10 protein-coding genes and 1 tRNA gene are annotated in these 13,122 nt (G+C 37.8%); 7 read left to right on the plus strand and 4 right to left on the minus strand.

The annotated features are described in order from the left end of the window. Positions 1-23 precede the first annotated feature (23 nt). A complete protein-coding gene (ppsA, locus tag JST56_04960) occupies positions 24-2,417 on the plus strand; it encodes a phosphoenolpyruvate synthase (GenBank protein ID MBS1988317.1) in 2,394 nt (797 codons plus the stop codon). A gap of 75 nt (positions 2,418-2,492) precedes the next feature. Here the strand turns inward: ppsA and JST56_04965 are convergent, their stop codons facing one another. Continuing rightward, complete coding sequence (locus JST56_04965; protein MBS1988318.1) at positions 2,493-2,957, minus strand: hypothetical protein; 465 nt, start codon at positions 2,955-2,957, stop codon at positions 2,493-2,495. Positions 2,958-3,530: 573 nt separating this feature from the next. Here JST56_04965 and JST56_04970 point away from each other — a divergent pair. The 4 genes from JST56_04970 to JST56_04985 all read left to right on the plus strand — a co-directional run bounded on the left by JST56_04970 (position 3,531) and on the right by JST56_04985 (position 6,938). Next, entirely contained in the window at positions 3,531-4,388 is an 858-nt protein-coding gene (locus tag JST56_04970; protein ID MBS1988319.1) for a F0F1 ATP synthase subunit A, read from the plus strand. Then, a complete protein-coding gene (locus JST56_04975) occupies positions 4,385-5,344 on the plus strand; it encodes a hypothetical protein (protein ID MBS1988320.1) in 960 nt (319 codons plus the stop codon). The genes JST56_04970 and JST56_04975 overlap by 4 nt, the downstream gene beginning before the upstream one ends. 24 nt (positions 5,345-5,368) lie before the next feature. Beyond that, the gene (locus JST56_04980) at positions 5,369-6,544 is read left to right on the plus strand and encodes a glycosyltransferase family 4 protein (protein ID MBS1988321.1); all 1,176 of its coding nucleotides are present in this window, start codon (positions 5,369-5,371) and stop codon (positions 6,542-6,544) included. Positions 6,545-6,659: 115 nt separating this feature from the next. Then, positions 6,660-6,938, plus strand: a complete 279-nt coding sequence (locus JST56_04985) for an acylphosphatase (protein MBS1988322.1) — start codon at positions 6,660-6,662, stop codon at positions 6,936-6,938. A gap of 32 nt (positions 6,939-6,970) precedes the next feature. Here the strand turns inward: JST56_04985 and JST56_04990 are convergent. Beyond that, positions 6,971-7,045 (minus strand) — tRNA-Glu (locus JST56_04990). Between the two features lie 67 nt (positions 7,046-7,112). On the opposite strand from JST56_04990, the gene JST56_04995 reads away from it, so the two are divergent. Next, positions 7,113-10,043, plus strand: coding sequence for a BamA/TamA family outer membrane protein (locus tag JST56_04995; GenBank protein ID MBS1988323.1), 2,931 nt, complete (start codon positions 7,113-7,115; stop codon positions 10,041-10,043). Positions 10,044-10,198: 155 nt separating this feature from the next. Then, entirely contained in the window at positions 10,199-11,320 is a 1,122-nt protein-coding gene (locus JST56_05000; protein MBS1988324.1) for a hypothetical protein, read from the plus strand. A 35-nt stretch (positions 11,321-11,355) separates the two neighbouring features. Here the strand turns inward: JST56_05000 and JST56_05005 are convergent, their stop codons facing one another. Together JST56_05005 and JST56_05010 are read right to left on the minus strand one after the other, a co-directional pair. After that, on the minus strand, positions 11,356-12,147 hold the full coding sequence (locus JST56_05005; GenBank protein MBS1988325.1) for an ABC transporter permease: 792 nt from the start codon (positions 12,145-12,147) through the stop codon (positions 11,356-11,358). Between the two features lie 25 nt (positions 12,148-12,172). Beyond that, positions 12,173-13,117: an ABC transporter ATP-binding protein gene (locus tag JST56_05010; GenBank protein ID MBS1988326.1), complete on the minus strand. Its 945-nt coding sequence runs from the start codon at positions 13,115-13,117 to the stop codon at positions 12,173-12,175. Between the last annotated feature and the right edge of the window lie 5 nt (positions 13,118-13,122).

The following is a 13,122-nucleotide window of genomic DNA, read 5'->3' on the forward strand; positions in this document are numbered from 1 at the left end:
AATATTTAAAAATGGAAAAAATTATGAAATTTATAAAAATATTTGAAGAAGTTGGCATTAACGATATTGCTCTTGTTGGTGGAAAAAACGCATCACTTGGTGAGATGATTCAAAATCTTTCGGCCAAAGGAATTACTATTCCAACCGGTTTTGCCGTTACAGCTCAAGCATATCATTATCACCTTGAGGCAAACAATCTTGTTGAACCAATTACACAGCTTCTAAGCAAACTGAACAAAGATAACCTTAAAGACTTTGCAACGATTGGGCATCAAATTCGCTCACTCATCCGCACTGCACCACTACCTGAGGATCTTGCTGCTGAAATTAAAATTGCGTATTCAAATCTTGAAAAACGGTATGGTAATTTATGCGATGTTGCCGTACGATCGTCTGCAACAGCAGAAGATTTACCAGATGCCTCATTTGCAGGACAACAAGAGACTTATTTAAACATTCGAGGCGAGCAAGAGTTACTCAATCGCATTACCTACGCATTTGCTTCACTTTTTACCAACCGTGCAATTTCATACCGCATTGATCATGGTTTTGATCATATGAGCGTTGCACTTTCAGTTGGTGTACAAAAAATGATCCGCTCCGACCTTGCGTGCTCAGGCGTTATTTTTACGCTTGATACAGAAAGCGGCTTTAGAGATGTGATTTACATTACTTCTTCATACGGCCTTGGTGAAAACATCGTTCAAGGAACCGTTAATCCTGATGAATTTTATATCCATAAATCAACCCTAAAAAAAGGGTTCTCGCCCTTGCTCAAAAAACGATTAGGAACTAAGCAGCTTAAAATGGTGTACAGCGATGATACGTCCGGTTCTACCGTTAACTATGAAGTTCCGCTTCATGATCGCATGATGTTTTCTATCACCAACCAAGAGGCACTTGAGCTTGCAGCTATGGCCTTGAAAATTGAAGAATATTATTCAGATCTTAAAGGTCACTGGATGCCAATGGATATCGAATGGGCAAAAGATGGCCTTGATGGAAAGCTGTATATCGTACAAGCACGCCCAGAAACTGTTCATTCACAACAACAACAGCAAACATTTTTAGAAGAATACTTGCTCGATAAGCAAAAAGCTACGCAAGCAAAAACACTGGTTATTGGAAAAAGTGTTGGACGTAAAATTGTAAGCGGCGTTGCACGTGTTGTTGAATTTGCAAAACAAATGCATGAAGTAATGCCGGGCGAAATTCTTATCACCGATATGACTGATCCCGACTGGGAACCGATCATGAAAATAGCTAGTGGTATTGTTACCAACCGTGGAGGAAGAACCTGCCATGCTGCAATTATTAGCCGCGAACTGGGAATCCCTGCTATTGTTGGAAGCTGCAATGGTACAAGTAAAGTAGAGACAGGACAAATGGTGACGCTGGACTGCAGTAGTGGCGAAGTTGGTGTTGTCTATGAAGGAAAAGTTCCATTTCAGATTAAAAAAATGGAATTGAGTAATCTTCAGAAACCACCAGTCGATATTATGATTAACGTTGCAAATCCTGATGAAGTTTTTAATATTGCAAAACTACCCGTTGATGGTGTTGGGCTTGCACGTCTTGAATTTATCATCAATAATGCAATCCAAATTCATCCAATGGCGCTGATTCATTTTGAAAAAGTTGAAGACACTCAAACACGCGATCTAATTGAGCGAATTACGATCGAATACAGCGATAAAAAACAATATTTTATTGATAAACTTGCCCAAGAGGCCGGAACAATTGCTGCAGCTTTTTATCCAAAACCAGTCATTATCCGGATGTCTGACTTCAAGAGTAATGAGTATCAACAGCTTATTGCTGGAAAATATTTTGAACCTCACGAAGAAAACCCTATGATTGGATTTCGTGGTGCTTCTCGCTACTATCACCATCGCTACATGGAAGCATTTGCACTCGAGTGTGCAGCAATGAAGAAGATACGTGATGAGATGGGCCTTATAAACACAGTTCTCATGATCCCCTTTGTGCGTACCGTTACCGAAGCAAAAAAAGTTATTGAGGTGATGAAATCTCACGGCCTAGAACAAGGAGTGAATGGTCTTGAAATTTACATGATGTGTGAAATTCCATCAAACGTTTTACTTATCGATGAGTTCTGCAAAATTTTTGATGGCTTTTCTATTGGATCAAACGATTTAACGCAACTTACATTGGCGGTAGATCGTGATTCTGAACTGGTTGCACCGGTTTTTGATGAACGAGATCCTGCCGTTAAAAAGATGCTTGAAATGGCAATTATTGGGGCCAAAGCAGGCAATAAGAAAATTGGTATTTGTGGTCAAGCTCCATCGGATTACCCTGAAGTTGCTCAATTTTTGGTCAAACTTGGAATCGCTTCGATTTCACTGAATCCAGATACTGTTCTCAAAACAATTATCGATTTAAATGCTCAATAAACGAGCTTGTAGAAAGCCAACAAAGAGGCCAAGGTGATTACCTTGGCCTCAAAATTTTAAGCACTTATTTAGGTATTAAATGTTCCACTTAGCAATAATGCTTGCTGCTGGATCACGAATAACTTTACCGGCCCTTACCCTCTTTCCAGGATTTGGGTCATTAAGATAATACTTATAGGTATTAAATGGTGCTGGTGCAGTTGGAAGGGTAAAGTAAAGCATGATTGCTTGATACTTTGCCATGGTTGCACTGGTTAAAACACCTCCAGCGACAAGCTGAGCAATGCGTGCAGGATCTTGATTTAACACAACAGATTGACCGTTATACGCACTCAAATCAATTCCTTGCGAACCCTTTGTTGTCAAAATAAGAAAACGTGATGTCTTTGCAGGATTGTTAGTATTAATCAAGTTAAACAACTGTCCAACATTATATGTTCCACCAGTCTGAGGAACAGGAATTTTGGTTGCCGCACAAACAATCGCAACACTTGCAAGTGATGCAAAGAAGAACATCCAACCGATACTTTTCATCTTCATAAACTCCCCCTTCATTGAAATTACCCCGAAATAGTTATTTTCTATTTATAAAAATCAAACTCATAGTAACTCATATCAATTTCATATATATTAATGTTAGTTTTATTTATAATAGAAAATCAATTAATTCGAAAATAAATTCAAGAGTATGAGAATTAACAAGCTTTTTTTAATATCTCAAAAGATCAAATTCAAGAAATCTTGCTGTTTTTGAGAATGAATATTAAGCTTTTGCTTCAGAACCAATAAATCAAGATACGCAACAATTACACGGGCTCAGCAATTGCTTATGTTCTACACTATTTCCGTCTCTATTACCGCAGGGCTCATATGTGGCCTTGGATACGCCTACCTTTTTGAAAAAGCCCATCAGTTAATGGTACATGACACCTCAAGAACCCCTGCAAGAAAAGCTATTGCCTCTTCCATCTTTCTCTTTCTTTTTCGATATGCTTTACTTGCTATAACACTTTTTAGCCTGGTATATCTGTTTAAGGTATCTCCGACAATTTTTTTGCCTCTATTTCTCAGCAGTTTTTTAGGGGTAATTTATTTTAAACAAAGGCTCAATCAATGAATGTATCAATTTTTGAATATCATGAGCTTCAACCCTTATCGTGGCTTGGAATAACAAGCCGATTCTGGACTATCCACATTGATACCCTCGTTTACACCTGGGTAGGAATGATCTGTCTTTTTGGTCTTGCCCTTTTAGGCCGATGGGCTATTAAAAAAGATGGAACGCTCTGGTATGCCGCTTACGAAAAACTTGGAACTATTCTGGTTGGACTCAACAAAGAATCGTTTAAAGACTTTAAGTACCCTTATTTTGTATTCATCAACTCGCTCCTTTTTTTCACCCTTTTTAACTGTATGGTTGGAGTTTTGCCCTTTATGGACGAAGCAACTAAAGATCTCAATACAACATTTGCGATAGCATTAGTAAGCTTTACCTTTGTGCAATATTGCCGCATCAAAGAAAATGGTATTCTTGGTTATTTTAAAGAATTTGCAACACCTAATATTGTCTTTGCTCCCATGCATATCATTGGAGAATTCGCAAAAATTGCTTCAATGACCTTCAGGCTTTTTGGAAATATTTTGGGTGGAAGTCTTATTTTTATTATGGTTGTACAGTTTGTATCAATGTACAAACTCTATTTTATGCCATTTTCTATCGCTACTATCATTTTTGTCTGGGGCTTACGAATACTCGGTATTGCTAACAAATTTAAAGCTCTTAAAATCATTACAACATCAATGCTTGCAGTTGTTTTTGCATTATCATTTTTAGAGATATTCTTTGGAATATTTGAAGGCCTTATTCAAGCATTTGTTCTCACCATGCTTACTTCAACCTACTTAGCCATGTCTGGACACGGCGGGGACGAAAAGCACGATAGCAATAAATTTCACCGGGAGCCGGCATGATCGACCCAAATTTTCTTCACTATTTTTCCGCATGTCTTTCTATTGGCTTAGCTGTTCTTGGGGCAGGCATAGGTCTTGGAATTGCGGGATTTGGTACCATACAAGAAATGATGCGCCAGCCACTTGCTCACAGCCCCTGCTTTCGTGCAATGCTTATTGGTCTTGCACTCATTGAAAGTGGCGCAATTATTGCATTGGTAATGACCATTATTTTACTCATTGGATCATACGATGTAATAACATGGCCTTTAGCATTAACAGAGCTTTCGGCAGCACTTGCGGTAGGAATTTCAGCTGCTACCATTGGTTTGGCATCAAGCTTTGTTGTAAGATCTGCAACACGAGCAATTGCACGAGAACCTCATTTTTCTCAAAAAATTACCACCCTCATGCTGATTACTCAGTCGATTATTGAAGCCCCTGTTATGTTTGCCTTTATCGTGAGTTTAATTATCCGTCTTAATGTCTCAGAGGCAATTGACCTTGCAGCGAGCATTAAGTTTCTTGCTATTGGAGCTTCAATGGCCCTTGGTTGTGTTGGTCCATCAATTGGGCAATCTATGCTTGCATCTTCAAGCTGCTTCACGCTGGGACGATTTAAAGAAGCTTATCCACGACTCTTTCCCTTCACACTTCTCAGTCAAGCAATGATTGAAACACCGATAGCGTTCTGTCTTTTATTCAGTTTTTTGCTGATTTACACACCAATGCCATTAATTCCTGAAAGCAGTATCTCCGGAATAGTAATTCCTTTTGTTATTGCTGCACTTTTAATGGGAATTGCCTCTATTGGACCAGGCATTGGAATTGGATACATTACTTCAAAAAGTATTATTCAAGTAGCTGAGAATCCTGCACTTTATCAAACAATGGTTAAAGTAACACTTCTTACTTGTGCATTCCTTGAGGCATCATTGATTTACGCACTTATTATTGGGCTTTTTTTAATTACATGATAAACACAAAAAAGGAAGGTGAATATGAAGAAGGCTCACATCGTCTATCTAGTTACCAAACTAGAATTGGGTGGCGCTCAAAAAGTCTGTCTTGCACTTCTTAATGGATTACACCAAGAAGATCCTTCATCCTGCTCACTCATTTCAGGCTCCGATGGGGCCTTAGTTGATCAAGTAAAACAATTCAAATCGGTCTTCTTAATTAAAGAATTACAACGAGAAGTTGGAAGCGGAATTAAAAAAATATATCAAGAATTCAAAGCATTTTTTTCGATCATTAAAATTCTAAAAAAATTAAATAGGGATTATCCAAATCTTATTGTTCATACTCATAGCACTAAAGCTGGCATAATGGGTCGTTGGGCAGCGTACTTTGCACGTGTGCCTATACGCATTCACACCGTTCATGGATATGGATTTCATGACCATCAGTCACGCCTAGCATGGCTTGCTGTTTATCTTCTTGAATATCTTACAAGTTTTATTACAACTCATTTTGTATGTGTATCAGAACAAGATAGAGATACAGGTATTCGCCTTTTCCCAAAATTTTTTCAAAAAAGTTCTGTTATTCGAGCTGCCGTTCAAGATGAAAATTTTTATCCAGCACAAGTAAATATTACCAACAATCAACAAGATATTATTATTGGTACGGTTTCATGCTTTAAACCACAAAAAAATTTATTTGATCTTCTTAAAGCATTTCACTATCTCTATCAAGAAACGCCCGTCTCCATACAAAAACGACTTCGTCTTCAAATTATCGGTGACGGAGTCTTACGTAATGAACTTGAAACATGGATTATTCATCACAAGCTCCAAACACACATCGATTTACTTGGATGGCAAAACAATGTTGCCGACTGGATGCGCACTTGGAATATTTTTACACTCAGTTCTCTCTGGGAAGGGCTTCCATGCGCTATCATCGAAGCTCGTCTATGCAAGCTTCCTGTTGTCGCTTATGATGTAGGCGGTATTCGCGAAGTTATTAAAAATGGTTACAATGGTTTTCTCATCCAGCCCGGAGACTGGAAAAAACTTGCAGAAAAGTTTAGTCAACTTATATGCTCACAAGAGCTTTATGAAAGTATGTATAACAATAGTGATACGTTAGACTCGTTCAAAAATAACACAATGATCGGCAGCCACAAGAAACTGTATGACAATTTTATTGCACATCAACCCATCACTTCTTAAGCTAAACGTTGTGCAATCAATTGGCAGCAGAAAGAAGAGCTATAAAGTGAAGATTTTTGACATTCATAAATAGATTCTTGGTTGCTTACAAACGACGTCAAAAGGAGATGTAGGTATGAAGCGCTGTGTCAGAATTACCGTCTCGGGAAAAGTGCAAAACGTTTCCTATCGAGCTTTTGCTCAAAAAAAAGCACAAGCTCTGAGCATTGAGGGAACCATACAAAATACGGACAATGGAAGCGTTCTTATTTATGCATGCGGCCCTTCAGAAAAACTCGATACATTGATTGATTATTTATACGAAGGCACACCAGAATCTCAAATTAAAGAATTAACGGTTGAGCCTTTTATTAATGAAAAAGACTTTCGAGGGGTTTTTAGAATTATTGGGTAAAATAAATGAGTAGAAAAAAGAATTGCAAATACTGGCGGCCCCAAAGGGAATCGAACCCTTATTTCTGCCTTGAGAGGGCAGCGTCCTAACCGTTAGACGATGGGGCCAAAAATGCTTTAAAATAGTACTCAATAAATATAAAAGAGTAAAGTTGTTATCTAAAGGCTATTGATTGTGCAGATTATTTATCGAGTCCTGTTTATTCTTTCTTTGATTTTTACAAACGCATACGCAACAAATGAATGTCATGGAAATTTCACACAAACGATTAAAACGCTTAAAAATCAATCCTTCTTTTTAAGTAAACTTACATTTCAAGCCGATATACCGTTCAGTAACGATGAATTCTTACACTTGACCGATTTACAAGTTGGAAAAAATTATACTTCAGTAGATGTAAGAAGGGCTTATAAATTCCTGTGTAATAAGAAGCGATTTTCAACAATTGATATTAAAATAGAAGAGTATCAAAACGGCAAACATCTTCACTTTATACTCAAAGCACACTGGATTTTTAAAAAATTAAACTTTTATGGAGTTCTTTTTGGAAAGCAAAAATATATTGCTTTATACGCTCAACAACCAGGAGATATATTTGATATTCAACTCCATGAAGAATCCATTAAAACGCTCAAGCAAGCACTCAATGATGAAGGATATTTTAACCATACAATCAATGCTGAGCTGATATATTCAAAAAAATACAAAACTATTAAAACTTCCATAAAAGTCAGTCGAAATAAAAATTTTACTATTTCTGATATCAATTTTGATATTAAAGATCTTGACCAACACGAACAAGCAACAGAAACTTACGGCATCAAAAGACTCCCTCATTCATTGCGTCGCAAATTTCGAAAACCATTGATTTCACGCAATTATTCAAAAAATCGTATCATTAAACATATTGAAAAAATACGCACATACCTTAAGAAAAAAAATTTCTTAAATTGCCGAATTGCATTCACACGTACGATAGATACAGAATTAAGCATCGTTACGCTCATTATTCATATCACACTTGGTAAGCGAAAAGTTTTAACAATCAGTGGAAATGAATTTTTTTCAGACCAAGAAATTAAAGAAGAAATTATCGGATCTGATGAACCGGATTGGCTTTTTGCGCCTGATATTATTACCGAACAAATTATGCACGCTTATTACAAAAAAGGTTATTGGGAAACTAAAGTTAACTACCGAGCACTTGACCATTCTGGATATCATTTTAACTTAGAAGAAGGCAAACCAACGCTTATTGAAAATATCCATATCAAAGAAGGTGCTGAGGTTATTGCGCAAAATCCTACAACCTTCTGGCCTGAACTCATGCGCAACCAACAATTTGATCAAGAAGATCTAGATCTGGGAATAGAACGATTAAAAAGTTTTTATTTTGCTCAAGGTTTTTGGGATTTTTCAATTATCGGTACAAGGTTTCTTAAAAATACTGAATCAGGTCATTACAATATTCGTATCCTTGTTTCTCAAGGAATTCAACGTTTTTGGGGTGGATTTGAAATTGAAAATTTTAAACACCTTGAAAACTCAGAGTTTTTTAAAAAATACTATCTCCAAGCATCGAGTCAGCAAATTCCTTTTAATTATAACTGGCTTGCTGAACAACGCTTATATTTGATGAACTATTTTCAGAATCAAGGCTATTGGTACGTTGATGTACAACCAACATTTCAGTCATCGTCACTTGAACAAAAACAAATGAAAATTTTCGTGCAATGGAAAGTCAACCTTGGTCAACGAGTACGCTTTGGCAAGGTAGTCTTACATGGAGATACTCGATTGCCCTTCAAACGTATTATGCATGAAATTAAATTCAAAGAAGGACAGCTATGGAAACGAGAAAAGCTTGATTTAACAAGAAGAAAACTCAAGCGGTTGGATATCTTTAAATCGGTTTATATTACACCAACACAACTTGCAAAGCAGACCAGCAAAAAGCCGATTAATCTTTCATTAATAGACGATGACCCAGCAGAAATCCGATTACGACTTGGTTACTTCTTAACAAGCAAAAATTTCTTATTCAGACGCGAATCAACACCAAAACTTGGAGCCTCTCTGGTTGTTAAAAACCCGACAAATCACGCTGACAAACTTTCGCTCGATTTTGACTGGACCCGCTTTGAGCAGAAATTTGACGCCGATTATCAACAGCCTTCATTTTTTGGACTTCCCTTCACGGGAAAATTTAAAGGATATGCAAATAAATACGTACACCCTGTTCGTATTGGATCAAGCAGCTCAGCCTATGAAGCAATTCAAAATGGTTTTTTGATGGGTATTAATGATGAATATAAAAAAGATTATTTCTGGGGAATTAATCTTGGTAATGAATGGATGCGAACGAGCCGAGTACGCGGTTTTTTAAACCTCAGTCCGTCGCTTATCGACACAACACTTCCTTTCTTCTTTGCTGAACCAAGCTTACTAATCGATAAACTGGATAATCGTATTGATCCTCACAAAGGGACGCTTACCTTTATTGCACTCAAAACAATGATTCCTGAAAATCGAGGATCTATTTTTGCTCGTTTTGTATTTGAACAATCATTTTTTCATCCACTATGGAAAAACAAGTTTATTCTTGCCAGCCGCATTAGGCTTGGACATATTTTTAGACGATCGTTTGATCAAATAATGCCCATCGAACGATTCTATCTTGGAGGACCATATTCAGTACGTGGTTACGAAAAAGATGCGCTTCCCCCTATTGGTGTTACAGAAAAGGATGCTGCAGGTAATGTTGTTAACGAATTCACCATAAAAAGTGATGATGAATTGCCCTACAATCCAAATCTCACACGTGAATTTACGATTCAAGGCGGCAGTACCATGGTTAATGGCAACCTAGAAATTCGCTTTCCGCTTATTAAATCACTCGGCGGAGTATTATTTCAAGATATTGGCGTACTGAGTCAGACAGGATTTCTTGGCTTAAATGATACATGGTTTCCTGCATCAGGGTTTGGATTGCGCTATAAAACACCAATTGGAGCTATTCGCTTTGATATCGGCTGGAAATGGCGCCGACGACTCCCCGGCGATGTAAGCTATTCATGGTATCTAACGGTCGGTGAAGCATTTTAATCAGAACCAAAAAATTTCACTTTGATACTTGCTCGAAACAATTCACACCTCATTAAAAGCCTTTTACTTAATGTCTTAGATGTTATTGCATTCAGAGAACCACCTCTTGTATAATTTTTTCATTCAATATTTATAAAATAGGCGGGGGCTTCTTTATGTTTAAAAAAATATTACTGATCATTTTCAGTTTTATTGTTCTCAATAATTTTTTTGATCAGCAGATAGATGCCATGCAACCACAACTTCCATCAACAGTTTTTAAATCTTATGAGATACAGAAAGAAATAGCACTTACTCAAGAACATGTGATGGAGGGAATTTATACAGGAAATTTTGATGTCACGATTTTTCAAGATGAAGAGTCGAAGTATCTTATTTTAAGTGATGATGAAATCGTCATTATTTATAAAATAACCCCTCATGGCCCTGAGTATTTTTCAGGTTTTTCATGCGACCTTTATTTCAAAGAAATTTTTCCAATCAAAGACTCTGATCAGAATATTCACCTGGCAATAACCTCTACTAATCTAGTAAATTATCCTAACAAGAAAATTTTTGTCTATTCACTAGAAAATGACTCTCTCAAAAAAATTAATGCAGACAATATCATTTCTTCTTTTACTGCCACTACAGACTCTGCAAAAAATATTCTTCTTGTGAGTGCACACTGTAAAAAAATTGCTTTCTGGACTCTTGATGGAGTACAAGTTTCTGAAATAAACAATCAAGCACGCCTTTCAGCTCTTCATACATGCCAAACAACTGATCAGACCCCTTACATTCTTACTGCCGACAATATGGGAAATTTAACAATCTGGAATCATCATGGTGAAATTATAAAATGCTACCAAACAGGAATAAGATTTTCAGCTGTTCATCTTCAGTATAATCCTGACAACAGCTACCAAATCATAGCTGCTTCAAAAGAAAGTCTTTGTATACTCAATCAAACTGATGATGCTTTTAATCCAGGAGATCATCTAAAATCTATCACGCCATCCTGGAGTGATGTTGTGATTAAAATTATTCCAGCACCAGAAGCCCCATTGATAATCATGTATGCTCTCTTAAAAGAAGAAGCCTCTACCTTTTTGGCACTCTCTATTTATACGATTGATCAAAAGCACATAGGAATCATATACTCAGATTTTAGACTCAAACGACTGGAAAATATTCTCCAAGCATTTTGTACGCCAGACAAACTATTTATTGTATCTCATGTGAATACATCGCTTTTTCTTCAATCGTGCCCAATAATGAGCTTTTTAGAATCATAATCAAATATCATTGAGTATTTACTACAAAAACTGTATCACTCAAGTCGGTACAGGCCTCGACTTCGACTTTTTTTGAACATGAATAAAAAAATGCTCAAAGCAACCGCAAGATACAGTACACTCAGCACAACACTCACTACAAGTTTGTCCCAAGTAAGCATACCGTTCTCGATGTACTGCCGCATACTTTCAAAAACATACGTAGTCGGCAAGCAATAAGAAATGCGCTGCATCCAGACCGGCAAGCTTTCAACCGGATAAAATACCCCACTAAATGGTGCAAAAAGATATCCTGCAATCCAGGGCAAAGAGCCCGCACGCTGCCCCGTTCGCATGATAGCTGCAGCTGAAAAAAATCCAATACACCAGCCTGAAAGAACAAGTGGTACAACAAACAAAAGGAGTGTTAACCCAAGTGAAAAAATATTGCAGGCGTATAGCAGACCAACCATGGCGCCGCCAAAGGCAAGAACTGCACAAACCTTGAATAATCCAGACAAAAGTACTGCGATAATCCATTCAAGCTCGTTGAGCGGTGAAGCAAAAAGATTAATAAGGCTCCGACCCCAAATTTCTTCCATGAGTGTAATTGAAATTTCATAACACGACCTGAGCGTCACTTGCCACAATACAAGCCCTGCCATTAAAAGCAGTACCAATTTTGTTGTTGTTTTTTGTGATTGTTCAATCCATGAAGCGGTCATTCCCCACATGGTGATGTCAAGCAACGGCCAATAAAAAAATTCTGCCATACGCACAACATTGCGTCGTTCGAAATAAAGAATTCTCAGCATAATTGCCTGAATTCTATGCCACACAATATCCATCTTGTGCTCCTATCATATGCTCAGCTTATGTAGCCCGAGCAATTTGTAAAAAGTAATCTTCAAGGGTTGGTTTTTCAATAGCAATATGAGAAAACTGCACGCCACACTGAGCAACTTGCATAATAAACTGCGCAACTGATTGTTCATTGACCTCGACTTCAATCCACCGCTCTTTTACGGTGTAGGCAAGATTTTCCCTTTGAGCATAAGCAATTAATCGTTTGAGACCGTCAACAATCACCAACTGCACTCGAGCTCGAGAGATACTTGCAGCAAGGACAGCAGGAGCATCGTTGGCTATAATTTTTCCGTTCTGCAACACAAGTACACGCTGGCATACGGTGGCAACTTCATCCATATTGTGCGATGTAAACAAAATAGAAAGCTTTCTGCTTTGCTGCTCATGCAAAATGAATTCACGCACTTCACAGGCAACGTCCGGATCAAGTGATGCCGTAGGTTCATCAAGCAGTAAAAGTTTTGGTTCGGTCATAAAAGCCTTAACCAACATAACGCGCGTTTTCTGACCCGCAGAGAGCGTGCCAACCTCACGTCGCGCAAACCCAGTTGCATGAAATTTTTCAAGATATCGTGCAATCCGCTGGCGCAATACAGCTCCGGTAAGACCATACAACATGCCATGAATAGTTAAATTTTCCTGAACACTCAGGTTAGCTGGAAAATTGATGTAGGTGCTTGCAAAACCGACTTCTTGCAATACTTCAGAATGATGCGTTAAAAAATTTTTACCAAAAACGGTTACACTCCCGGCTGTGGCAGTCAACGTGCCAAGCAGCATGTGAATGGTGGTGGTTTTTCCAGCTCCATTAGGTCCAAGAAGTCCCAATATCTCGCCTTCACCGATGGAGAACGAAATGTTATCGACAGCGGTAAACGGCTTCTGAACCTTGCTTTTTCCCGGAAAAATCTTGGTTAGATTTTGTACAACTAAAACCGAACTCGTATTCATAATGA

The organism is Candidatus Dependentiae bacterium (assembly GCA_018266175.1).
Classification (GTDB): Bacteria; Babelota; Babeliae; order Babelales; family RVW-14; genus JAFEAY01.

Coding starts and splice junctions, on each gene's coding strand:
- ppsA (MBS1988317.1), top strand. CDS start 24: ATGAAATTTATAAAAATATTTGAAGAAGTTGGCATTAACGATATTGCT.
- JST56_04965 (MBS1988318.1), bottom strand. CDS start 2,957: ATGAAGATGAAAAGTATCGGTTGGATGTTCTTCTTTGCATCACTTGCA.
- JST56_04970 (MBS1988319.1), top strand. CDS start 3,531: ATGAATGTATCAATTTTTGAATATCATGAGCTTCAACCCTTATCGTGG.
- JST56_04975 (MBS1988320.1), top strand. CDS start 4,385: ATGATCGACCCAAATTTTCTTCACTATTTTTCCGCATGTCTTTCTATT.
- JST56_04980 (MBS1988321.1), top strand. CDS start 5,369: ATGAAGAAGGCTCACATCGTCTATCTAGTTACCAAACTAGAATTGGGT.
- JST56_04985 (MBS1988322.1), top strand. CDS start 6,660: ATGAAGCGCTGTGTCAGAATTACCGTCTCGGGAAAAGTGCAAAACGTT.
- JST56_05000 (MBS1988324.1), top strand. CDS start 10,199: ATGTTTAAAAAAATATTACTGATCATTTTCAGTTTTATTGTTCTCAAT.
- JST56_05005 (MBS1988325.1), bottom strand. CDS start 12,147: ATGGATATTGTGTGGCATAGAATTCAGGCAATTATGCTGAGAATTCTT.
- JST56_05010 (MBS1988326.1), bottom strand. CDS start 13,117: ATGAATACGAGTTCGGTTTTAGTTGTACAAAATCTAACCAAGATTTTT.